The organism is Algoriphagus sp. TR-M9, from assembly GCF_027594545.1.
GTDB classification, from domain to species: Bacteria; Bacteroidota; Bacteroidia; order Cytophagales; family Cyclobacteriaceae; genus Algoriphagus; species Algoriphagus halophytocola.
In genome coordinates this window covers 1845701-1870838 of the sequence record NZ_CP115160.1, presented here as the reverse complement: position 1 = coordinate 1870838, position 25138 = coordinate 1845701, and the positions used below count along the sequence as shown (strand labels likewise).

Sequence of the window (25138 nt, the reverse complement as noted above, 5' to 3'; positions counted from 1 at the left end):
TTTAGCAGAATTAGTGAGTTTGAGTTAAATATTCCTTTACGATTTATTCAAGACAAACCTAGATTTCATATCTATTCCGCAATCGATTGAGAGATTTATTGAAAAAGCCATAAAAGTTAAAAATTTTTAAAATTTTGAAGGATAACTTTTGCCTGTACTCTCCTTAATGTAGTGAATCGACTCATTATGGATAAATCAAATTTCTCAGTAGAAGATTTTGTCTTGGACACAGAATTCAGGGAATGGATCCTTTCCCCGAATAATAAGAGAAATCTTCAATGGGATGAATATATAAAAAACAACCCCCAGAGTTTAGAGCATATTCGCATCGCCAGAGAACTGGTACTGAACATGCCTTCTCCTTCTCGTCAACTTGGTAGTGTGAAAATAGACCAGCTCTGGGACAAAATAGATAAGAAACTGGATGGAAGAGAACAAAAGCAGGAAGCCAAAAGCTTCCCCATCCACGCTGAAGCGACTATTAATCATTATTCCCGACAAAAAAGCACCAAGCCAAGCCGGAAGATAAACTTCCAAATGGTAAAAGCTGCTGCCATTTTGCTTTTGGCATTCACCCTCGGCCTCATGTATTTCACTGCCCCGGAGCAAGAAGAAATACAAGAGCTTAAGTGGTTGACTTACTCTACCAAGCCAGGTGTAAAGTCAGCGATTACCCTGAGCGATGGCTCTGTGGTCAAGCTGAATGCAGGAAGCAGCATTCGCTATGTACAGAATTTTGTAGGTGATACGCGGGAGGTATATCTGGAAGGCGAAGCTTTTTTTGATGTGGCTCATAATGCGGACAAACCTTTTATAGTACATACTAAAGACATTACTACCAGAGCACTGGGCACCACCTTCAATATCAAAAGTGGAATAGGTGGAAAAATCGCAGTTTCCCTGATCACAGGAAAGGTGGAAGTTAAATCCGCACAAGTGCCGGAATTTATAGACTACCTGACTCCGGGGGAACAGATCAATACCTTGGCATCCGGCGAAGCCTGGGAGAAACGCGCATTTGATCCAGAAATGATTATGGCCTGGCTGGATCAGACCATAATTTTTGACAAGACCCCCCTACCCGAAGCCATTAAAATGTTGGAAAACTGGTTTGGTGTGAGCATTACGGTATTGAACTATAAGGACCAACACCTGACCCTATCTGGCAAATACAAAGGAGAGACTTTAAAAAACATTCTGGAAGGCTTGAGCTATACAGCCCGCTTCAAATACGAAATCGAAGGCAAAGAAATTCAAATCAATTTTCAACAATAACCCCCTCTTATCTATGCAAAAAAAACCCAAGAATGTAAATGTGCAAAAGACCAGAGATGCGTCAACATCTCCGGTCTGAGGTTGCAGCATGTTTCGTCAAAAACATGCTGGATTTTAGTATAAACCAATCCTAGTAGTTTAAACCAAATTTAAAGTTATGAAAAATGACAAAAGGTTACGCATTTTAACTATGTCTAAGAGATTTTTCCAAATAATCTTAGTGCAATGCCTCACCCTGTCCGTGCTGATGGCCGCTCCTGCAAAGGTTCAGGACAAGAGAATGGACGAGGTACACATGAGTATGCATTTAAGCAATGCAACTATTGAGGAAGCATTCAAAGCAATTGAAGTAGCTTCCGGATTTAACTTTGTCTACACCAATAAGGAAATCAAAGGGAATTCAAAAGTGGCACTTCAGGTCAATACCAATGTATTTGATGCTTTGGTGAATTTGTCCAGACAAACCAGACTTGAGTTCAGACAGATCAATGAGAATATTATCGTAAGGAAAAAGGCCGTTTATGTGCCTGAAACTGCGGTAGTCATAGAAGAAGCTGCTGCCATCACCGTAACAGGTACAGTAGTAGACGAATCTAACATGCCACTTCCTGGTGTGACTGTGATAGAAAAAGGAACCACCAATGGTACCGTGACTGATATCGACGGTAATTTTAACCTTGATGTCACCTCCGGGGAATCAGTGTTGACCTTTTCATTTATCGGCATGGAATCCATTGAAATGGCCGTCGGTGACAGAAGAACCTTCAACATCACCATGATGGACGATGTGCAATCGCTCAATGAGGTAGTGGTAATCGGCTATGGTACCCAGACTAAAAGAGAGATCACTTCTGCAGTGGCGAATGTATCCAGCGAAGAATTTGTACAGACTGGTGTTCGCTCTCCTATGGAATTGATCCAAGGTAAAGTAGCTGGTCTGAACATCATTAGAACTCAAGGTAGCAACCCGAATGCAGGCACAGATATCCAGCTAAGAGGTCTTACTTCAGTTTCCGGTACTACTCAGCCATTGATCGTGATTGACGGTATTCCAGGTGGTAACCTAGATCTATTGCAGCAGGATGACATCGCAACGTTTGACGTATTGAAAGATGGATCTGCGGCCGCTATCTATGGTACCAGAGGTAATGCAGGTGTAATCTTAATCACTACCAAAAAAGGGAAATCAGGTCAAGCAAGATTTGATTACTCTACTTACTTCCAAAGAGAATTTGTAGATAGAAGACCTGACAACCTAACTGCTGACGAGTACCGAGAGCTAATTGCGCAGGGATTGGTAGATGAGCAGAATGACTTTGGTTCTTCTACAGACCTTTATGATGAGCTTTTGAATAAGCAGAACCTGAGCCAGTATCACAACTTTGCTGCTTCAGGAGGAAGTGAAAACAGCAACTACCGCGTGTCTTTCTTCTTCAATGATGCAGAAGGTATTGCAAAAGAAAACAGCAGAAAGCAGTATGGTGGAAGAATGAGCTTTAGTCAAACAGGGCTTCAGGACAGGCTTACATTGGCTACAAATATGGCCGTAAACCTATTTGATGCCAATAGACTTGGTGGTGGCGGAGGTGACTTCGAACAAGCCATCCAACGGAACCCTACAGCTCCAATCTTCAACGAGGATGGTTCTTTCGTAGAAACTGAAGCTTACAATAACTACAATCCACTATCTAGATTTGCTAATAGAATCAGTGAGCGTAAGCAGCTCAACTTATCAGGTGATGTGAGGTTGACTTTGGAAATCATGGAAGGTTTGACTGCTTCAGTATTTGGGGCACATCAGAGAACTACCTATAACGATAGATACTATCAGTCTATGAATGACTTTGCCAATCGTCCTGCTTCTCAGTATCAAGGGACTGGCTATGCATCCAAATCCAACTACCTCAACTGGAACAACACCTTGGAAGCTACGGTAAATTACAAGAAGAACTTCAACATGGATCACAATCTAGATGTGATCGGAGGTTACAGTTACCAGTACTTCACTACGGAGACATTCAATGTGAACAACAGTGGTTTTACTACTGATGGCTTCTTGGATTGGAATCTAGGAGCAGGTTCTGCTATCAATAATACCTTACTTCCTAGACCAGGTATGGGGTCCTTTAAGGATGACAATACGTTGATCGCTTTCTTCGGTAGAGCAAGTTATTCTTACAAGGACAAGTATTTTGCTCAGGCTACTTTGAGAAGAGAGGGTTCTTCTAAGTTTGGGGCTAACCACAAGTGGGGTAATTTCCCAGCTGTATCCGTGGGTTGGGCACTGACAGAGGAAAGCTTCTTGAGCAGCAGTTCTACTATCAACAACCTAAAAATGAGATTAGGTTATGGTGTTACGGGTAACCAAGGAATCGGAAACTACCTATCCTTAGTAACGTTAGGCACAGGTGGGGTTTACCCACAAGAAGGCGTTTACTATCAGACTTATGGTGCAGCCAGAAACCCTAACCCAGACCTAAGATGGGAGAAAAAGAAAGAATGGAACCTAGGTTTTGACTTCTTGCTTTTCAACAATAAGTTGAACGGTTCATTGGACTTCTATACCAGAAATACAGAAGATCTTCTTTACAACTACACAGCTCAGCAGCCTGCTTTCGTAAAAGGCTCCCTGTTCACTAACGTAGGAACGATTAACAACCGAGGCGTGGAGTTATTCTTGAGCTCCATGATTATGGAAAGAGGAGACTTCTCTTGGCAGATGGATTTGACTGCTAATACGCAGATCAACGAAATCACTTCACTTTCAAATGACGTCTTTACCGTTTCTTGGATCGAGACAGGAGGGCTACCTAGCCCGGGTAACTTGGGTAATGCCATCCGTGTAGAAGAAGGTGGTGCTGTAGGTAACTTCTATGGTAAAAAATTCGCAGGATTCAATGAAGATGGCAAATGGTTGTTCTATAAAGCTGACGGGTCTACCGGTACAGCTGGTGAGATGAGCCAGGAAGATCTTACAATTATCGGTAATGGTGTACCTAAATACATGGCGTCTTGGAATAATGTCTTGAGATACAAAGGATGGGATTTCACCGTCTTCTTTAGAGGTAAATTCGACTTTGACATCTTGAACACTAAAGAAATGTATTTCGGAAACAAAAGATGGTTGCCAAACAACCTGCTTTCAAGTGCCATCGACAGACACGTAGAACTTGATGATGATCCTCAGTATTCGGATTACTACTTGGAGAATGGATCATTTGTAAAACTGGACAACATTACCCTTGGCTATACTTTTAAAGTAGGGGGTGAATATGTGAAAAACCTACGGGTATATGCTTCTGGACGTAACATCGCCACCTTCACAGGATATTCCGGATTGGACCCTGAACTTCAGGATGCTGGATTTACTACTGGTATAGATGGCAGAGGCTTCTACCCTCGTACCAAAAGCTTTACAGTAGGTCTAAATGTTGGATTTTAATTAAGGAAAATCATGAAAAAATATTTCAATAAACTATCCGCTGCACTCACTCCAGTTGCCCTTTTGGCTACGGTATCTTGTACCGACCTGGATGAGACGATCTATAGCGAATTATCGAAGGATAATTTCTACAACAGTAAGGTAGAAATCATGCAAGGAGTACTGAGACCATTTACCCACATGCAAGCTTGGCTGGCTCCTACCGGGCAAAGTGGCTATTACTACCACTCAGAGTCTGCTGCAGACCAGATTGCCTGGCCTCAAAAAGGACGTCACGGCTACGATGGAGGTGACCACGTACGTTTGCATCGTCACGAGTGGACTCCCCAGGAAAACCGCCTAAGAGGATCCTGGAGTCTGATGTGGGAAGGCTTGGGATATGTCAATGCACTTTTGGCCGATTTCGAGGAACTGGATTTTGAGGCAGCAGGCCTTACTCAGGCAGAGATGGAGTCCATTATCGCTGAAGTAAAGGTGATGCGTGCTTTCCACTACATGAAAATCATGGACATGTGGGGAAATGTGCCTATCGTAACTACTGTAGGTCAACCGACCAATCCGGAAACCCGACCTAGTGCTGAGGTATTCCAATTTGTAGAGCAAGAGCTTTTGGACAATGTGGAAAAACTACAGCCATTATCTCAGGCATTGGTGGGCAGAGTATCCAAAGCGGCAGGCTATGCCATGCTTTCTGAGCTTTACCTAAATGCTGAAGTTTGGTCTGGCACTCCTAGATACGATGACTGCATTACCTATTCAGACAAAGTGATCAATGGTGAAGGGGGAAGCTTGATGGGTGAAATGAGACTTGATCCTTCTATTTTGGGTCCATTCTCCAATCAAAACCAGTTCTCTCCTGAAAACATCTTCCAGTTTGCCTTTAGTCGTGATGGTGGATTTACCTTCAACTGGGCTGGTTTCTTCTTTGGCTACGGCAATATGTCCCGGGCTTTGAATGTAACCTACAGCGGTTGGAATGCCTTTGTGGTCACTCCTAATGCTTTCAGTTCATTTGAAGAAAATGATAATAGAAAGAGCGAGTGGTTTCTATTCGGGCCTCAGTATGACTACGAAACAGGAGAGCCGATTCTAGGAACTGAAGAGTGGGCAGATCAGCCTTTGGTGTATGTAAACAATATCCGCAGAAACTCTGAAGGTGCTACCGGAGAAGGTTCTATGACCGAAGGAGAAGAAAACTCCGGAGCTAGATTCCACAAGTACAGATCTGGAACCTCTGATGAAGAAGGCACCTACTGGGAAAATGATTATGTGATCTACAGGTTGACAGAAATCTATTTCAACAAAGCAGAAGCATTGATGAGAAAGAACGGTGGTACTGCTACTGCTGAAGCGGTAGCACTGATCAATGAATCTAGACAAAGAGCTTTTGACGATGAAGAATGGGCTTCTGAAGCTTATACCACAGGAACACTAACTATGGACGAACTCCTTGCAGAAAGAGGAAGAGAGTTTATCTTTGAGGGCAAAAGAAGAACTGACTTGATCAGATTCGGTGAATTCACTTCTGGTACTTGGTGGGACAAAGATACCTCCGAGCCTACTAGAGCACTATTCCCGATTCCTCACATTCACCTTTCTTTGAACCCTAATCTAGTTCAAAACCCTGGCTATTAATTTGAATTTAGTCCGATGATATGAAGAAGTTTTGTGGGAGGGCGTGTAGCTTCTCCTGCAAGACTTCTTCTTTTATTACCCCATCATAGCCTAGTAGTAATTAATTAACCCTAAAATCACATGATTTTGAAAAAACATGTTTGCTTGCTGACTGCCGCTCTGGCTCTACAGATCGGCTCCCTGCAGGCGCAGCAAAATCCTGTCAAGCTGGACCTGAGTGCCTTTGAAGGCAACAAAGGCAGCTGGTCAGAAGTAGGAAAGGTCTGGGCTGACCCTACCGTTCCTAATGAACTCCAATCTGCAGAAGGATCCGGAGTGATGGCAAATATCCCTGCTAAGAAAAAACCTGGGGCTGACATCATCACCAAAGAAAAATTCGGAGACATGGATCTTTCTTTGGAATTCATGGTCGCCCCTAATTCCAATTCGGGAGTTTACCTTCAAGGAAACTACGAAATCCAAATCCTAGACAGCTGGACTTCTACCACTACCAAGCCCGGTGAAAATGGAGGAATCTACCAGCGATGGGATGACAGCAAACCAGAAGGCCAAAAAGGCTATCAAGGCTATGCTCCCCGCCAAAATGTAAGCAAGGCTCCCGGTGTATGGCAGAAACTCGAGGTATCTTTTCAAGCCGCGAAATTTGACGCTGCGGGTAAAAAAATTGAAAATGCCCGCTTCCTTTCTGTAAGACTAAATGGCGTAACTATACACGAAAACCTAGAGGTCTTCGGCCCTACCCGTGGCGCAATGTCTGCTGAAGATGTGGCTTTAGGTCCATTGAGAATCCAGGGAGATCATGGAGCAGTGGCTTTTAGAAATATCCAGATCACCCCGTTTGAAGCCAAAGTTCCTACCATTTCGAATGTCTCCTACGAAACCTTCCAGGGTTCATTCAATAGCCTGGAAGATATAGCTGGCCAAACAGCGGTAGCCCAAGGCACTGTGACTTCCCTAGGTGATGTTCCGGCTTCCGTTTCTGATGTAAACCTTACCAAATACAGCGCAAATCTAAATGTGGAGAAGGCTGGTGAATACCAAATCATGCTTCAGGTTCCAGGAGGAATGTCCGGCTTAGCAGTAGGCGATGAAAGCGTGACTGAGCTATCCAGCAGAGGAGCACGCGTGAGCAAGCAATTGAATGCCGGTGATAACCCCATTCACATGGTGGCTTCTAAAAATAGAAATTGGTCTGTGGACGGATTCAATCTTTACATCTCAGGCCCCGGGCTGAGATCTACAGAACTATTGGTTTCCGAAGCTGGAGCTTATCAGGAAACTGACCCCATCTTGGTAGATGCGGATGAAACTCCTGTTTTGCGAAGCTTTAGGGATGTTCCTAATCACAAAAGACTGAGCCATGTAGTATCAGTAGCCAGCGAAGAGCAGGTGAACTATGCCTATGACATGGAAACAGGAACCTTGATCCAGCTATGGAGAGGTAAGTTCCTAGATGCTACCCCTATGTGGAATAGCCGTGGAAATGGTGTATCAGTCCCTTTAGGTGCTTTGATCAACTTAAGTGAGCCGGCTATTAATGCAGTTTCCGAAGACTACACCGCTTCTGAAGAGTTTAGAACAAAAGGATACCAATTGAAAAACGGATCTGAGGACATCGTATTCTCTTATTTGCTTGATGGTCAATCTGTAAAAGATGAGATCAAAGTATTGGAATCCGGAAAAGGCCTGAGCCGCTCTGTGTCCGGTTTAGGAAATGGTTACTACAAAGTAGCCGCAGGCGCTGAGATCCAAAAGGTGGACAAAGGCTACTATTTACTACCTGAGACCGGAGTATATCTGCAATACGATGAAGCCACTTATGGGGCTCCTGTGACGCATTCAGTTGATGGTACGGCTGGTATTTTCTTGCCTGCAAAGGGAAACATCGTTTACAATCTTCTCTTTTAAACTAAGGACAGCGCAAAGATGAAAACATTACTGAAAAATAAATTGACAAAAATTGCCTTTGGACTAGCAGCTGTGATCCAGCTGATACCGGGGCAAGTTGATGCACAGGAATCCCCCAAAGAGGAGGATTTCTTTAAAATCATGCGGGTAACAGCTCCGGAAGGAACGCTGTTGGAAGTGGGCGGACTGACTGTTTTGCCAAATGGCGACCTCGGTGTAGCTACCCGTAGAGGAGACGTATTTATCGTAGAAAACCCAACGAGCCCTAAGCCATTCTTCAGAAAGTTTGCTTCAGGTCTTCATGAGGTTTTGGGATTGGTATATGAAGATGGGGCTTTCTACCTTGCCCAGCGAGGTGAATTGACCAAATTGGTAGATACTGATCAGGATGGAAAGGCAGATTTATACGAAACCGTTTATGCCTGGCCGCTTTCTGCACACTATCATGAGTACAGCTTTGGCCCTAAAGTTGGTCCTGACGGCTCCTTCTTCGTATCTGCAAACGTTGCCTTTGGCGATCAGGAATGGTGGAGAGGCGAAAGCCGAGTACCGATGAGAGGCTGGATCATGAAGATCAACCGTGACGGCAGCATGGAACCCTATGCCACTGGGATGAGATCTCCGGCTGGTTTGGGCATGTTGGGCGATCAGTTAGTTTACACTGAAAACCAAGGTGATTACATGGGGTCTGGTGGACTTTGGTTTATCGACAAGGGAGACTTCACAGGACATCCAGCAGGACTGGCTTGGACTAGTCGACCTGATTCTCCGTTGAAGTTGACAGCTGAGGAATTCAACCAGGTAGTCGATCCTCAGAAGATTCCCAATGGACGCGGTGGTTTCCTCAAGCCTGAAAATGTGATCGACGCACCATACATAACTAACGCCCAAGCCAAGGAAAAACTTCCTGATTTGAAGCTTCCGGCTGTTTGGTTGCCTCATGGTATTCAGGGTATTTCCAATGCTGAACCGGTTTTGATTCCTGAAGGTCATTTCGGGCCGTTCGAAGGTCAGGTTTTGATTGGGGACCAAGGTCAAAGTAAAATCATGCGTGTGATCCTGGAAGAGGTGAATGGCCAAATGCAGGGTGCTTCCATAGATTTCAGATCTGGCTTCCAGTCCGGGATTTTGAGAATGGCCTGGGCACCGGATAAGTCATTGTTTATCGGAGAGACTAACAGGGGTTGGGGTTCTGCCGGTGAAGCAAATGAAGGATTGCAGCGTTTGGTTTGGAATCATAACATCCCGTTCGAAATGAGAACTGTTAAAGCTCAGCCTGACGGTTTCCTGATCGAATTCACCAAACCTGTGGACAAAGCTTCAGCGGAAAACCTGACTTCCTATGCCGTAGAAAGCTTTACGTATAAGTATCACCCTGTGTATGGTAGCCCTCCTGTTGACAGCAAGAACCTGAGAATTCTAGGTGTGGAAGTTGCTGCTGATGGCATGTCAGCGAGAATCGCAGTGGAAGGTTTGAGACCATATTATGTTCATAAAATCAGCTTGAATGGTGTGAGAGCAGTAGAGGGAAGTTTCTCATTGGTTCACCCGGATGCATACTATACCTTGAACAGCATTCCTTCTGGTGCCAAAATGGTCATCAAAGCTCCTCCTCCTGCTCCAAAGCCGGAAAAAGAAGTGGCGGCCAAACCAGCACCAGCTAAGCCTGCTGCAGAGAAAGCTCTGGCATCAGCAGTACCTACAGATGCTGAAATCAAGACTATTTTAGCAAAAAACACCTGTTCTGCCTGTCATCAAAAAGACAAAAAACTCATAGGCCCGGCTTATGCAGATGTAGCTAAAAGAAGGTACTCTGACGAAAGAATTGTAGAATTGATCTATAATCCTGAACCTCAGAACTGGCCAGAATATGCTACCGAAATGCCTCCAATGGCTCAAGTATCCAAAGAAGATGCGATGAAAATCGCGAAGTGGATTAATTCCTTAAGGTAATTTTGGCCGGCTGTCAAATGACAACAGTCAACAGCAATTTGGTATTCAGATTGTATTTACAAGTTCGGCTTCTGGAGAAGCAGGACAACTTAAAAGGCTTAGCGATCGTTTCGCTAAGCCTTTTTTTAGTTAGAGTCAAAGCCTTTGGGGAATTTAAAACCCCGTCTTCCAAATCTTATCAAACAATAAAAATCGTTCCGTAGGAACTACTCGTGAAATAATCACACCATGCGTTCCGACGCAACGCTACCAAAAGACTAAACAAATTGCTACAGACCAGATGTCTCTATGGCAAATAAAGTATAACTAAAGCATTGGATAACATCCACTTTTTTCTCTTTGTAGCCTCCATTTGCGGTTCAAAAATTTTCAATGAGCAATTTTCAAATACAATTATCAAAGCCAACAGCAATCCCCCTAACCTTTGTTGCCTTTGTGGCTTTGTGGTTGAAAAAGCACAAAACCAAGTCCTACTTCTGGAGAAGTAGCACAACATCAAAATTTTTCTCTCTGTGTCCTCCGCGTAATCCTTTGTGCTCTCTGCGGTTAATACACAAAATCTCATAACTTTTCCCCAAAATTCCATAACAACCCCCTCCCCTCAACTTCCTAAGTTTGTAATGTCAATCAAAGACAATACAAATGACTGATTCAACAAGAAAATTACATAAACAGACATTCCCGGTTACCGGGATGACCTGCGCTTCCTGCGCATCAAGTGTGGAAACTATATTGGCACATACCGACGGGGTTCAATCTGCCCAGGTAAATTTTGCATCCAGTACGGTTCTCGTGGAATATTCTGACGAAATTAACCCTGTAGAGCTGAATGAGGCGCTTTCTGCCATTGGATACGGACTGATTACAGAAACAGAAGATGCGGATGAAAGCTCTTCCAAGGATAAAGAGGAATATTATCGTCAGTTGAAACGCCAAACCTTAGGTGCGGCAGTTTTGACATTGCCCATTTTCATTATCGGGATGTTTTTCATGCATTGGAAACCAGGAACTTGGATTTCCCTGGCTCTTGCTATACCCGTTTTATCAATTTTCGGAAGGCGATTCTTTATCAGTGCCTGGAAGCAAGCCAAACATAAAAGTGTAAACATGGACACATTGGTGGCACTCAGCACCGGAATTGCCTTTATTTTCAGTGTATTCAATACTGTTTTTCCAGAGTTTTGGATCAGTCGGGGTTTTGAGCCACATGTGTACTTCGAAGCGGCCACGGTGATCATCACCTTTATCCTTTTTGGAAAAATGATGGAGGAAAAAGCAAAATCAAAAACCTCGACCGCTCTCAAAAAATTAATGGGATTACAGCCCAAAACTCTCAAAGCGATAGTGCAAGGGCAAGAAAAAGAAATCCCCATCTCTGAAGTTCAAATGGACTATGAGATCATCGTTCGTCCCGGTGAAAAAATCCCGGTAGATGGAAAGGTGATCTCAGGAAATTCCTTTGTAGATGAAAGTATGATCAGCGGTGAACCTCTCGCAATTGAGAAATCAGAAAACGACCAGGTATTTGCTGGGACTATCAATCAAAAAGGAAGTTTTCATTTCAAAGCAGAAAAAGTCGGAAGCGAAACCCTACTGTCCCAAATCATCAAGAGAGTGCAGGAAGCACAGGGATCCAAGGCGCCCGTTCAGAAGTTGGTGGATAAAATCGCGTCTATTTTCGTCCCTACAGTCATTGCGATAGCGGTCCTCACCTTTGCCGTATGGATGTTTATAGGTGGAGAGGATGCACTTTCCCACGCGATTCTAAATTCTGTTGCCGTCCTGGTCATCGCCTGTCCTTGTGCCTTGGGTTTGGCTACGCCTACGGCAATTATGGTGGGAATCGGAAAAGGCGCAGAAAACAATATCCTGATCAAGGATGCGGAAAGCCTGGAAATAGCACATAAAGTCAACGCCGTAATATTGGACAAAACCGGGACAATCACAGCAGGCACACCAACTGTAACCAATTTGCAATGGGAAAGTGAGGATATCAGAACTGAATTTGCTCCTATTCTACTAGCGATTGAATCCAAGTCAGAACATCCCCTCGCAAATGCAGTAAGCAAGAAATTAACCGAGGAAGGATTTAAATCAGATACAATCCAAAACTTTCAGAGCTTAACTGGTAAAGGTGTTGAAGCTGAAGGAAAAACCGGTGAATCCTTCTACATTGGAAATTCTAACCTTATTCAATCACATGGAATCAACCTGAAACCTGAATTGGATACTAAGGCAAATACCTGGAGTGATGAAGCCAAAACTGTGGTTTTCTTTGCTAATTCAGAAACAGTACTAGCAGTAATTGCCATAGCTGATCAAATCAAGCCTAGTTCTAAATCAGCCATCCAAAAACTGAAAAAGCAGGATATTTCAGTTTATATGCTGACTGGGGATAATCAGCAAACCGCTGCTGCTGTGGCCAGGGAAGTTGGGTTAACAGACTTCAAAGCCGAGGTAATGCCATCTGACAAATCAGACTTTGTCAAGGAACTTCAAGCCAAAGGAAAAGTAGTCGCGATGGTGGGTGACGGTATCAATGACTCAGAAGCTTTGGCACAGGCAGATATTAGCATCGCCATGGGACATGGTTCCGATATCGCTATGGATGTGGCGAAAATGACAATTATCTCTTCAGACTTGGAAGTAATTCCAAAAGCATTCAATTTATCTGCTATGACCGTACGAGGAATAAAAGAAAACCTCTTTTGGGCATTTATTTACAATTTAATCGGAATTCCAATCGCTGCAGGCCTGTTGTATCCCATCAATGGCTTCCTGCTGGACCCCATGATCGCCGGAGCAGCAATGGCCTTTAGTTCGGTGTCAGTTGTACTGAATAGCTTAAGGCTGAAGGGGAAAAGTATTTAGACGTAAGTAGTTAGACTTAAGTATCAAAACACAAGAATTAAGATTCTAGAACCAAGAATCTAGAGCCAAGAATCAAGAAATAACAGTCAAGATTTGAAATTATATGTTACGTATTAAGTACAAAGTCCGACGTAGCAAGTGTGGAAAATGAAGGAACCAAAACTTTACAACCAGTGTACTTTACAACTGTTCTAAATCTTCCAATATTTCAATTTTAAAATATTTAAATCTTTACCAAATGAAAACTCAAAAATTCAAAACCAACATCGCTTGTAGTAATTGCCTGGCAAAGGTCACTCCTATTCTAAACGCTGAACCAAAAATCAACTCCTGGGAAGTAGATTTACAAAGTGAGGACAGAATCCTGACCGTAGAATCAACCGACATGACTGAAGAAGAGGTTTTCAAAGCAGTTTTGAAGGCTGGGTTTATCGCCAAACCAGAATAATTGCTGAAATTTAGTGCATGAAGTTATTACTAAAACTCACCATCACTGCTGTATTCCTATGTATTTCTGGAGGAATTATGGCGCAACAAAACGCAGCTTTACCCATCGTGAAATCCAACATCAAAGGAATAAATATCTATGGAAAAACAGTGGACAACCAGACCCGATGTCAGCATTGGCATTCGGATCTGGATGTCATTGCCATCAAGTTCAAATGCTGCGAAAAGTACTACCCCTGCTTTTCCTGCCATGAAGAAGAGGCTGATCACAAACCTCAAGTTTGGCCAAAGTCAGAGTTTGACAGTAAGGCTATTCTCTGCGGAGTTTGTGGCTCGGAATTGACGATCGCGGAGTACCAAGCCAGTGGAAATACCTGTCCGAATTGCACCGCAGCTTTCAATCCAGGTTGTAGCAAGCATTACCATTTGTACTTTGAAACAGAGAATTAAAAATAAATAGGATTACTCGCAATGATGCCAGTAGTTAAAGAATGTGGCTAGATAGTAGCGGATAATTGTCCGCAGACGACAGTCCACTGCCAACAGCACGTAAAAAGAAGCCTTAACCCCTAATTTCTCTCGCTACTGGAAAGAAAGCGGATATACATAAAAAATTAATTTTCAATAATCAAATTCAATGATCAATGATCAATGATCAATGATCAAGGAAAACTATTAATTGCACCCTCCGCGTAATCCTCTGTGCACTCAGCGGTTAAAAAAACTAATTAGAAAGTGTAAACCTCACACCCAAAAATCCTCTAATCCCCTGATTTGGTGCAAAAACATAGGTGGGGTCAAAGGTTAGCCCTTTGGGATTGTTTGGGGTTGGCAAAACATTTCCATTAGGTCCAAAAACCACATCCTTATCGAAAGGATCAAAAGCTCGGGCAATGCTATTCGCCGGAGGCGTAAAGTTCAGGAGGTTTTTTACCCCACCATAGCACTCCCACTTCTCTCCCAATTTCTTTGTCAACTGTATATTTTGAATACTGTACCAGGGAGAAAATTCCGGTCTATCATCCAAAGGTCCAAGCAATGGTAATCGCATCGGGCTGTAAACATTTCCAGTATAATCCACCGTCAAACCCAAGCGGAAAAACTCATAGCCTAATGACCAAACTCCGGAAAATCGCTCCGTTAATAATTGTCGAGTTTTGACTCCTTCCTCTTCTATACTCACATCCATGAGCGTACCGCCAGCCGTGAGCGTGAAACCATTGGCCCAGGCCGCATCCAGATTAAGAGAGATCCCCTTTGAGACCGCCGAGCCATTCAGGTTAGCGTAAATAATCTGATTTGGATTAGTTTCATAGTCCGGGATGATACGGTTGGTGAAGTAGGTATAAAAAGCCGAACCGTCGAGTCCGATAAATGTCCCCTTATCCGTATAGATTTTCTTAACCAGATTGGCATTTACATTCCAACTTTGCTCTGGCTTCAGTTCTTCTGTAAAGATTACCTCCCTCGCACCTGTAAGTGCCGCATGATCTTCGGTGAATACATTGGCTACACGAAAACCATTTCCTGCGGAAAGCCTAAATACCGTGTTCTTGTCATCTGAGGATAGTTTGTAATTTATACGTGGAGAAAAAATTGACCCATGGATGGAATTGTAATCGTAACGTACCCCCAAAAGCAAACTCTGACTTGCAGTCAATTTGACCTCATCCTGAAGAAAAACTCCGGGCAAATGGATAATGGAAGGTTCATTTCTAGCTGAACCAGGATCGGCAGTTGCCGGAGTATTGTCATCGTAGTAAGTATAGCGATAGGCCAATCCAAGTAATAAACCGTGTTTTTCTGCGGTTTTAGCCCACGTGAATTGTCCAAATCCTATGTACTGATCAGCTTTAAATATTGTGGTCCCATAAACCGAGTTTTGATTGTGCCCATTGGCAGAAAACTGGAAGTTCATAGACTCCGCTGTTGGCAACTCCCATGTACCAAAAGTTTCCCAGCGACTGGTATAAATACTTTCACCATAAACCTCATCTCCTCCCCGGTCTTCTTTGCCCCAATTCATCTCTCCGCCCCAGCGATCCTCATACACATATCTTGCTGCCATGGTGAATAATCTATTTTCAGGTCGCTGAACATTGATTTTTTGGAAAAATGACAGGCGTTTAGACAAGGTTACGTCTATAAATCCGTCCTTATTTTTATCAATAGGATTATCATAATAAAAGGCATTTACGCCTGTCAATGACTGGATATTTTTGCCCCAGCTTGATCTCAGTCCTAAATCCAGATTCATCTCACCCCATCCTGTACCGAAAAAATCCGCTGATGCCAATGGTGCAGCATTTGGCTTTTTGGTAATTACATTGATCAAACCTCCCACCGCTTCCGATCCATAAAGCGTAGAGGCCGGCCCTTTCACCACTTCTACTCTATCGATCAAAGCCTGAGGTATCCCCGTCAAACCGTAAACCGTAGCCAAACCACTGACAATGGGCATTCCGTCTATCAATACCATGGTGTACGGCCCCTCCAGACCATTGATATGGATGTCACCCGTGTTGCAGACATTGCAGTTGATCTGTGGCCGTACTCCGTTTACATTTTGAAGGGATTCGAAGACCGAAGGAGTAGGATTGGCTTTGAAAAAATTGGCAGTGTAAACTTCTACTGGCACGGGACTGTCGAGTTTGGAAACTTCCTGCATGGTACCGCTGACCACCACTTCATCCAGTCCTCCATCCATTTCTTTCAGATGAAAAATCAATTCAATATCCTCTGAGCCTGGGATCCTCACTACTTGCTGTGCAGTCTGAAAGCCCACCATGGATACCTGAATTGTAAATGTTCCCTCTTCATCGATTTGGATCGCAAAGCTACCTGATGCATCCGAAACAGCTCCTTTCCCAATCCCCTTTACATAGACATTGGCAAATTCTACCGGCTCATTCTGAATGAGCACCTTGCCTCTCAACGTAACAGTCTGGGAAAAGCCTACTGTAGTCAGAAGAATGAAACACAAAAAAAACAGATACAACTGTCGCATGGTGAAGCTGGTGAATTAATATTAGATACGACAAATCTATATTGTTAGATCATTCTAACAAAATTGTTTTACAAAATATTTTATCATATTTGAATACTAAAGCAATAGGAAATGGCATCACCCACCGAAGAAAATTACCTGAAATCTCTTTTCAACCTGGCAAATGAAGATGGCGAGGTCAATGTCTCTGAGCTGGCCACGCAAATGCAGGTCAGCATGCCTACCGTAAACAGTATGGTCAAGACCTTACAAAAAAACGGTTGGTTGATCTACGAAAAGTATAAGCCTGTCACACTTACGCCAACTGGAAAAAAGGAGGCTGCATTGGTGATTCGAAAGCATAGGCTTACCGAAATGTTTTTGGTGAACAAAATGGGTTTTGGATGGGAAGAAGTACACGAAATCGCCGAGCAGGTAGAGCATATTCATGCCCCAAAATTCTTTGAGAGAATGGATGAAATGATGGGTTTTCCTACGATTGATCCGCATGGGTCCCCTATTCCGGATAAGCAAGGCAGGGTTCAGGAAAGAAACTATATTCCGCTGAGTAAGTGTACCAAAGGACAACAAGTCAAACTCGCAGCCCTCACTAATTCCTCAACAGAATTTCTGGAATTTTTAAATAGCCGAGCGCTAAGCTTAGGCACAGAACTAACGATCAAATCTGTAGAATCCTACGATCTGAGTATGGTGGTATCCTATGAGGGACATAGTTCAGAAACTCTAAGCGAGAAGGTATGCGAAAGACTGTTAGTAGGCGTGATAGGTTAAGAGTAAGCATGCAGTGATCCCCTATCCTTATCCCTTGAAAAAATAGTATCCACTTTTTATATCCCTTACTATTTCGAAAAAAAGCCCTAAAGCTTTACGTTTAGCTTTAGGGCAAGGACTTTAGAAGGAATAAAAGCTATTTGCTGGAGCTAGGATGATTTTTGAAAAAATGATCCGTGATGAAATGTACCAATTCATGTATTCCTTCCTTGATTAGATTCTTCTCCGCACTGAAAGGCGTATAATCAAAATACCTGGGAACTGTCCCAGGACTGGTAGGAGCTTGATGGTTTACGTCAATGGACTCCCTCCATCGCTCTGCATGCTCCGCCCATTCTTTCCTGTCCACTGCACCCGGATGGGTAAACCACACATTCCAGGTCAGGATATTCCCCGCCTGAAGCATATTACCAGAGGCCATATTGAAAAGTTTCATAACCAACTCATTGAATTCATTTACAAACTTATTTCCAGAATCCTTCACCTGACCGATTTCCACTTGAAGGTTAGCTACGGTCCAAGCTTCAGGATGCCTAGCAAATCCCGGACTTTCGAATTTATCAGTTTCGCCTTTTCGCAATGGAAAAATAGGTTGCTGGGCATTACCTGCCTCATAGGTGTGTAGCTGAATGGCATTTGCCTTACTAAATGGAAAAGGGACAAAGATCGCCAAGTCCTCAAACAAGGACCAAAGATGTTTCACCAGCTTATTATCATGGGAATCTTCGCTAAACCAGATTTTAGGCGACACGGTCAGGTCAGCTGCCAGTTCCTTGCTATCCTCATTGGCCCAGCCCCGCTGACCAGTCACGGTGACCTCTACATTCAAAGTCCCAAAACCAGGAATAAAAACACCCTGCTGGGGACAAATGATAGAATAAACCCTGCCCTTGTCCGTATAGCCCAACCTGGAAATATAAGGTGAAAACATCTGAAAGCAGCGATTGTGTTTGGATGGATTATTTGGATCTGCAGCGCTTTTCTCTGTGAGCCAGCTGAATTCCGGCCATTCCACTCCTAGCTGCCGCTGTAGAAGGTTGATGTGGTCCAGATTACCTAGCATAGGTAAGGAGCTCAGATCTGGATTTGGATAGGAAAATGCTGGATTTGATTGCTCAAATCCTCCTTCCCAGGAGGAATGGCAACTGGAATCTTGCTTACTTGACATAAAAGTTATGTTTATTGGTGAAAGAATGATGAGCATAAGCCCACCTTGACGTAATCGCAAAATGAAACAGAATACAGCAGATCGGCTCTGCCTATTATATGAACTAAAAATCACTGCTTCTGAAGGCAGCAAGTGTTTAAATATAAGTCAAAGCGCTCAAAAGACCTAAAGACACCCTGATAATCAACACAATAAAAACAAAATAGATTATCCGTAAAAATCCTCTCCGCCTTAAACTCTTTACTTATCTACACGGAAAAACTATGACCGAACAGGCATCGCTAAAAAAGTTTAGCATCTCCTACTTTGCTGGAGTCCGTTTACTCCTAGAAAAGTGGAAATCCATCAATTAAAATATAGCTTTAACTACAGGTATAGCTTTAACTACAGGTATAGCTTTAACTACAGGGAATCTAGTTACATAACAAAGCCTTCAGACTACAAAAAATTACTTCTCAAGCCCTCCTCGGATTTTCTCGGCAATCTCTGCAAATTCCTCTTTGGATAATTTCAATTTTGGTCTGGTGAAATTGATGTCATCCATGGTATTCAAGGGAACCAAATGAACATGAACATGTGGCACTTCCAGGCCAATTACTGCCACTCCTACCCGGGTGCATTTGATGGTATTGTCTATAGCCTTTGCTACCTGCTGGGCAAAAAGGTGTAAGCCGGACAGCACTTCCGGTTCCAGATCAAAAATATAATCTACTTCCTGCTTGGGAACTACCAACACATGTCCTTTTACCAAAGGCATAATATCTAAAAATGCAATGTAATTTTCATCCTCTGCTACGATCTGAGCGGGAATTTCTCGATTGATGATTTTGGTGAAAATAGATGCCATGCTTTCAAAAGTAAAAATCCCGACATAAGCCGGGATTGGATTTAAAATGTAATGTCTAAGATTTCGAATTGTAATTTACCTGCAGGCGCATTGATTTCAGCTATTTCGCCTACTTTTTTACCTACCAGACCTTTTCCAAAGGGAGAGCCCAGGGAAATCTTACCGGCTTTCAGATCAGCCTCTTCTTCAGACACCAGTGTATAACTCACGGTCATGCCGTTTTTCACATTTTTGATTTTCACAGTGCTGAGGATTCCTACTTTGGAAGTATCTAATTGTGAATTGTCCAAAACACGGGCATTACCTACCACAGCTTCCAATTTCGCAATTTTAAGCTCTAAGTGCCCTTGTGCATCTTTAGCAGCATCATACTCTGCATTCTCACTCAGGTCCCCCTTGTCTCTTGCCTCGGCGATTTGCTTCGCAATGTCCTGACGGCCTTTGGTCTTCAAGTTCTGAAGTTCATCCTTCAGCTTGCGTAATCCTTCTTCGGTATAATACTGAACTGTTCCCATAGTAATCATTTTTGAAAGCCTCAAAAAACAAAGTAACGGTCGCAAGACGTGACCGTTACCTTGAAATGAGTTCTTTATTTGATCTACAAAGATAATAATCCTTTGAATTAAAGCAAAAGTGCTTTTTGCCCAAAAATCATTTTAAAACAGCATTTCAGCTGCCAAATGCTTTCTTGATTCGCTTAGCCAAAACCTTATTTATTTTCTCATAAGACTCAAAAGTCCATCCGGCCACATGTGGACTAAACAGTACATTTTCCCGTGCGGCCAGCTGCTCAAATTCAGCCTTTTGAGCTGTGGTAAACTTCTGGAATTTTTCGATTTCAAGTACGTCCAGCAGCGCACCTCTGAGAATCCCCCTATCCAAAGCTTCATTCAAAGTTTTGAAACTGATCACCTCTCCCCTCGCCGTGTTGATCAGCCAAAATGGCTTTGCGAAGCTTTCCAGTTCTTTCAAGGTAAAAAAGCCTCTGGTCTCTTCTGTCAAAGGCACATGTATACTCAGAATATCCGCTTCTGCTTTCAGTTTTTCCCAAATCACCTCCTGCACATGATCATCCCCAAAGTCCATTTTATATTTATCATAGGCCATTACGTTGACTTTGAAACCTTTTAATCTATGGGCAAAGGATTTACCCATATTGCCAAAGCCCATGATCCCCACGGTTTTCCCCGCTAGCTCCACTCCACGGTTACCTTCTCGATCCCAAATCCCCTTTCTCACTTCCGAATCAGCTTTTTTCACATTGTTCAGCATAGCTAAGAGCATTCCCATGGCATGCTCAGCCACGGCGTCTCGGTTTCCTTTGGCTGCATGAAAAAGCTTCACCCCATGCTGCTCTAAGTAGTCCAGGTCGATTTTGTCCAGACCCGCTCCGGCTCTAGCGATAAACTTCAGTTTACTGGCCCGCTCTAGGAGTTCACGGTCCATGGGGGTCTTTGACCGGATGACCAGGCCATCATAGTCTACCACCTGCCTCATGATCTCAGCCCGGGTGATTTCAGGTGAATAGATGACCTCATGCCCCTGCTTCTCCAGCAAAGGCATAATGCTTTCATGCATTTCGTCAATAATCAGAATCTTCATGCGTAAATATTAAATGTGTAATAGAGACATGGCTACCAAAAAGTAAACTGCCAGCCCCAACAAGTCATTTGCTGTGGTGATAAAAGGCCCGGAGGCTAAAGCCGGGTTGATCCCAAACTTATCCAACACAATAGGGGTAATCGTACCCATGAATGAGGAGAGAAGAACCACTGAAAACAAAGCAATGGAAACGACCAGCGCAAAGGCCACATCACTATGGTAAAGCAATACTACCACCCCAAAAACAAATGTGGCCAGAATCAACCCATTTAGAATAGCTACCAAAAGCACTTTCAGAAACCTTTTGCCCAGTGAGTCATCAAAGATGGATTTGTTGGCCAGAGATTGAACTACTATGGAGGAAGACTGAATCCCTACATTTCCACCAGTAGCCGTGATCAAGGGAATAAAAAACGCCAAGGCGGTCACTTTGCTAAGTCCCTCTTCAAAAAAACCTATGAAACCCGCCCCCAACAATCCGCCGCAAATCCCAATCAAAAGCCAGGGAAGTCTCGCTTTGCTGAGCTTGACCACGCTGTCATATTCGTCCACCGTATCAGAGATACCGGTCATGGCCTGCATGTCCTCTTCTGCCTCCTCACGGATGACATCTAAAATATCATCTACTGTGATACGACCTACTAATTTGTTTTTTGCATTGATCACCGGCACTGACTCCAGGTCATATTTACGCATGATCTCAGCTACCTCCTCCTGATCCATATGCGTGGGCACTGAGATCACTTCTTCTTCATAGATATCTTCAATCTTGGTGTTTTCTGATGCCAAAATGATCCGCTTCAAGGATACCAAACCAAGGAGCTGTTGCTTATTGTCCACTACGAAAATGGAGAAGATCTTATTGACATTCTCCGCTTGACGTCTAATCTCGTTGATGGTCTGGACAACATTCCAGTTTTTATTGGCTCGGATATATTCTTTGGCCATGATCCCCCCGGCTGTATCCTCATCGTAGCGGAGCAGTTCCAGAATCTGATCAGACTTGAGCTTGTCCTGAAAGTGACTGATGATATCTTCCCTTTCCCTTTCCAGAAAAAGGTTCAAAATATCTGCCCCGTCATCTGAGTCCATTAACTCAATCAAGCTGGCCATTTCCTGTACTTCCAGCTCTTTCAGAACCCGGTGTTGGTTGGTGGCTTCCAGCTCAATAATAATATCTGCGGCAAGCTGCCCATCCAATACCCGAAGCACATAGATGGACTCCTCCATGGAAAGCTCATCGAGCAATGCCGCTATATCTGCCACATTGACCCCGTCCATGGACTCCCGGATGAAATCTATATCCTGGGCCTCTATGGCCAGACGTACGCTTTCTAAGTATTCTTTCGAAAGTTCAAACTGCTTAATGATTTCCACGGGAAGCTTCTATTGTTTGGGTCAAAAATATAAAATCGGCCACCTCCAATTGCTCTGCTCGCTGATCCAAAATAGGATGGGAATTAAATTCCGCCGGCAGGTTAAAAGGCTTCAGGCAGTTTCTCAAGGTTTTCCGTCGATTACCAAAACCGGCTTTCACCACTTTGGTAAACAACTTTTCGTCACAGTCCAACTTATCCACCGAATTCCTAGTCAGTCGGATTACTCCAGAGTTCACCTTAGGTGGAGGGTCAAACACATGGGGAGGAACAGTAAAAAGGTACTCTATATCGTAATAGGCCTGAAGCAATACCGATAAGATACCGTAAGATTTGTTCCCTTTCGGTGAGGCAATCCGCTCGGCCACCTCTTTCTGAAGCATACAGACGACCTCGCTCACCTGGTTTTTCACTTCTAGTATTTTGAAGAAAATCTGACTGGAAATGTTATATGGAAAATTACCGGCTATGGCAAACTTTTCTGCAAACAACTCTTCCAAATTCATTTTGAGAAAATCTCCCGCTATAATCTGCTCGTTCAAGGTGGGGTATTTCTTATGGAGATAGGCAACTGACTCTTTGTCAATATCTATGAGATAAAGTTCCAATTCACCCTCCAGCAGAAAATCAGTGAGCACTCCCATCCCCGGCCCGATCTCAAGGACTTTCTTCACCTCCATATGTCCTTTGACCGCTTGAGCTATTTGCTCCGCAATACTCAAATCGGTCAAAAAATGTTGTCCCAAGTGTTTCTTGGCTTTGACCTTTTCCATCGGTTAGCTCTGATAAATTTTTATAAATTGCAGCCTAAAATTAAGACAATATTCCTAAAGGACTAGCCAGATCCTTGAGCAATGCACAAGCAAGCTGACAAATCCATTTTACATTCCATATGAATCATAGAAAGATCAAACCCATTATAGGTATCAGTATAGGCGACCTCAACGGCATAGGTGTAGAAGTCACCATGAAAGCCCTGCTGGACAACAGAACCTATAAAACTTTTACCCCACTGATTTATGCTCATGGTAAAGCCCTGACTTTCTATAGGAAACAGTTGGAGCTGGAAGATTTCAATTTTGCCCAGATCAGAAACCTCGACGAAATCCAGCATAAGCGCATCAACGTCATCAATATCACGGAGGAATGTCCTGAAATCATCCCTGGTGTAGAAACCCAAGAAGCAGGAAAATTTGCATTGAAGTCTTTAGAGACCGCAGTTCAAGATCTGAAAGAAGGTAAAATCCAAGCTTTGGTCACTGCCCCTCTAAACAAAAACAATGTGAACACCCCGGAATTACCTTTTGTTGGGCATACCGAATACATCACTAATGCAGTGGACGCAAAAGACAGCCTGATGCTGATGGTGAGTGAGCAGCTTCGAGTAGGATTGGTAACTGGACATGTACCACTCTCAAAAGTACCGGAAAACGTCACCCAAGAAAGAATCGTACGCAAAGCAAAAATCCTTCTGGAGACGCTCAAAAAGGACTTTGGAATCACTAAACCAAAGGTGGCTATTTTGGGACTGAATCCACATGCAGGAGAAGATGGACTATTGGGTGAAGAAGAAGAGCAAATCATCAAGCCAGCCATTCATTCCTTAAAAGATCAGAACAAAATGGTTTTCGGTCCATACCCGGCTGACGGGTTTTTCGGAATGGCGCACCAGACTAAATTTGATGGCGTACTGGCCATGTACCACGATCAGGGATTGGTTCCCTTCAAGTCCATGGCATTCAGCACTGGAGTAAACTTCACAGCGGGCTTACCCGTAATCAGAACATCGCCAGATCATGGCACAGCCTATAATATTGCAGGCAAAAACATCGCCGATGAAGGCTCCATGAGAGCCGCCATTTTCTTGGCAGCAGACATAATTCAACAACACAACCCGCAGGATTCGGATGATTAATCGGAGGAAGCTCAGAGATTTGCGAAATAAACCAAAGAATATTTTACAAACTCTTTCATCCTTCTACAATTATTCCCTAAATTTGCGGACTTAAATCGAGAGGAGGTATCGTGAAATTCTGGAGAACATTTGATATTGAGGTCATTAAGTTCGTCGAAGGCATCCACGAGATAGACTTCGAAATTGACGATTCGTTTTTTCAACACTTTGAAGACAACGAACTAGTCAGAAAAGGAAACTTGGCCGTACGGGTCAAGATGAACAAAGGAGCAAATTTGATTGAAATGGACTTTCATATTGCAGGAGAGGTTACACTTACCTGCGATAGAAGCCTGGAGCCTTTTCAGCAGCCATTGGATCTACATGAACAGATGATCTATAAGTATGGCGCTGAGGAAAAGGAAATCAATGAAGACGTATACATGATCACCAGGGACACCCCTAAGATCAATGTAGCACAGTTGATATATGAATTCATTTTGCTTGGCTTACCAGCAAAGAAAATACATCCTGATTACAGGAATGAAATGGATGACGAGGAGTATGAAGGAGAAGGAATCTACGCTTATATAGATGGTGAAGATGACTTTGAAAAAGATCCAGACTCAGATTCCGAGGATAATAGTGAAGTAATCGATCCCAGATGGGAATTATTAAAAAAGTTAAAAAACAAGGAATAATCATAAACCACGCATAAAATGGCACATCCTAAACGAAAAATTTCGAAAACCAGAAGAGACAAAAGAAGAACTCATTACAAGTTAGAGGCTCCTGGTTTGGCTAAATGTCCTACTACTGGAGAAATGCACCTACCACACAGAGCTTTCTGGTTGGACGGTAAATTGTACTATAAAGGACAAGTAATCATCGAAAAAGAAATCCTGGCTTAATAAAATCAGCCATTTCAATACTAAATCCATT

General features: G+C 43.3%; 19 protein-coding genes. 12 read left to right on the top strand and 7 right to left on the bottom strand.

What is annotated here, in order from left to right:
- The first annotated feature begins 186 nt into the window (after nt 1-186).
- The 8 genes from PBT90_RS08135 to PBT90_RS08100 all read left to right on the top strand — a co-directional run bounded on the left by PBT90_RS08135 (nt 187) and on the right by PBT90_RS08100 (nt 13981).
- Complete coding sequence (locus PBT90_RS08135; RefSeq protein ID WP_264809892.1) at nt 187-1275, top strand: FecR family protein; 1089 nt, start codon at nt 187-189, stop codon at nt 1273-1275.
- Nucleotides 1276-1465: 190 nt separating this feature from the next.
- Entirely contained in the window at nt 1466-4717 is a 3252-nt protein-coding gene (locus PBT90_RS08130) for a TonB-dependent receptor (protein WP_270132620.1), read from the top strand.
- Nucleotides 4718-4729: 12 nt separating this feature from the next.
- A complete protein-coding gene (locus PBT90_RS08125; protein ID WP_264809890.1) occupies nt 4730-6352 on the top strand; it encodes a RagB/SusD family nutrient uptake outer membrane protein in 1623 nt (540 codons plus the stop codon).
- 120 nt (nt 6353-6472) lie between these two features.
- Nucleotides 6473-8260, top strand: a complete 1788-nt coding sequence (locus PBT90_RS08120; RefSeq protein ID WP_264809889.1) for a 3-keto-disaccharide hydrolase — start codon at nt 6473-6475, stop codon at nt 8258-8260.
- Between the two features lie 18 nt (nt 8261-8278).
- Nucleotides 8279-10213, top strand: coding sequence for a c-type cytochrome (locus tag PBT90_RS08115; RefSeq protein WP_264809888.1), 1935 nt, complete (start codon nt 8279-8281; stop codon nt 10211-10213).
- 642 nt (nt 10214-10855) lie between these two features.
- Nucleotides 10856-13084: a heavy metal translocating P-type ATPase gene (locus PBT90_RS08110; protein ID WP_264809887.1), complete on the top strand. Its 2229-nt coding sequence runs from the start codon at nt 10856-10858 to the stop codon at nt 13082-13084.
- A gap of 238 nt (nt 13085-13322) precedes the next feature.
- Complete coding sequence (locus tag PBT90_RS08105; protein ID WP_264809886.1) at nt 13323-13532, top strand: heavy-metal-associated domain-containing protein; 210 nt, start codon at nt 13323-13325, stop codon at nt 13530-13532.
- Between the two features lie 17 nt (nt 13533-13549).
- Nucleotides 13550-13981 (top strand): CHY zinc finger protein, encoded by a 432-nt coding sequence (locus PBT90_RS08100; protein WP_264809885.1) that lies wholly within the window; start codon nt 13550-13552, stop codon nt 13979-13981.
- 274 nt (nt 13982-14255) lie between these two features.
- Here the strand turns inward: PBT90_RS08100 and PBT90_RS08095 are convergent, their stop codons facing one another.
- Complete coding sequence (locus tag PBT90_RS08095) at nt 14256-16538, bottom strand: TonB-dependent receptor (RefSeq protein WP_264809884.1); 2283 nt, start codon at nt 16536-16538, stop codon at nt 14256-14258.
- A 111-nt stretch (nt 16539-16649) separates the two neighbouring features.
- Here PBT90_RS08095 and PBT90_RS08090 point away from each other — a divergent pair, with 111 nt between their 5' ends.
- The gene (locus PBT90_RS08090; RefSeq protein WP_264809883.1) at nt 16650-17309 is read left to right on the top strand and encodes a metal-dependent transcriptional regulator; all 660 of its coding nucleotides are present in this window, start codon (nt 16650-16652) and stop codon (nt 17307-17309) included.
- 136 nt (nt 17310-17445) lie between these two features.
- Here the strand turns inward: PBT90_RS08090 and PBT90_RS08085 are convergent, their stop codons facing one another.
- The 6 genes from PBT90_RS08085 to rsmA all read right to left on the bottom strand — a co-directional run bounded on the left by PBT90_RS08085 (nt 17446) and on the right by rsmA (nt 23075).
- The gene (locus PBT90_RS08085; RefSeq protein ID WP_264809882.1) at nt 17446-18477 is read right to left on the bottom strand and encodes a hypothetical protein; all 1032 of its coding nucleotides are present in this window, start codon (nt 18475-18477) and stop codon (nt 17446-17448) included.
- A 448-nt stretch (nt 18478-18925) separates the two neighbouring features.
- Nucleotides 18926-19324 (bottom strand): HIT family protein, encoded by a 399-nt coding sequence (locus PBT90_RS08080; protein WP_264809881.1) that lies wholly within the window; start codon nt 19322-19324, stop codon nt 18926-18928.
- Nucleotides 19325-19365: 41 nt separating this feature from the next.
- Entirely contained in the window at nt 19366-19839 is a 474-nt protein-coding gene (gene greA / locus PBT90_RS08075) for a transcription elongation factor GreA (protein WP_264809880.1), read from the bottom strand.
- 154 nt (nt 19840-19993) lie between these two features.
- The gene (locus PBT90_RS08070; RefSeq protein WP_264809879.1) at nt 19994-20926 is read right to left on the bottom strand and encodes an NAD(P)-dependent oxidoreductase; all 933 of its coding nucleotides are present in this window, start codon (nt 20924-20926) and stop codon (nt 19994-19996) included.
- Nucleotides 20927-20935: 9 nt separating this feature from the next.
- Nucleotides 20936-22303 carry a magnesium transporter gene (gene mgtE / locus PBT90_RS08065; protein ID WP_264809878.1) on the bottom strand — a complete coding sequence of 456 codons (1368 nt, stop codon included), beginning with the start codon at nt 22301-22303 and terminating at the stop codon, nt 20936-20938.
- Complete coding sequence (gene rsmA / locus PBT90_RS08060; RefSeq protein WP_264809877.1) at nt 22290-23075, bottom strand: 16S rRNA (adenine(1518)-N(6)/adenine(1519)-N(6))-dimethyltransferase RsmA; 786 nt, start codon at nt 23073-23075, stop codon at nt 22290-22292. Before rsmA ends, mgtE begins: the two co-directional genes overlap by 14 nt.
- Before the next feature lie 119 nt (nt 23076-23194).
- Here rsmA and pdxA point away from each other — a divergent pair, with 119 nt between their 5' ends.
- From pdxA to rpmF, 3 genes are all read left to right on the top strand, one after another.
- A complete protein-coding gene (gene pdxA, locus PBT90_RS08055; protein WP_264809876.1) occupies nt 23195-24217 on the top strand; it encodes a 4-hydroxythreonine-4-phosphate dehydrogenase PdxA in 1023 nt (340 codons plus the stop codon).
- Between the two features lie 110 nt (nt 24218-24327).
- Nucleotides 24328-24897, top strand: a complete 570-nt coding sequence (locus PBT90_RS08050) for a YceD family protein (protein ID WP_264809875.1) — start codon at nt 24328-24330, stop codon at nt 24895-24897.
- 18 nt (nt 24898-24915) lie between these two features.
- On the top strand, nt 24916-25107 hold the full coding sequence (gene rpmF, locus PBT90_RS08045) for a 50S ribosomal protein L32 (protein WP_057938136.1): 192 nt from the start codon (nt 24916-24918) through the stop codon (nt 25105-25107).
- Nucleotides 25108-25138: the final 31 nt, after the last annotated feature.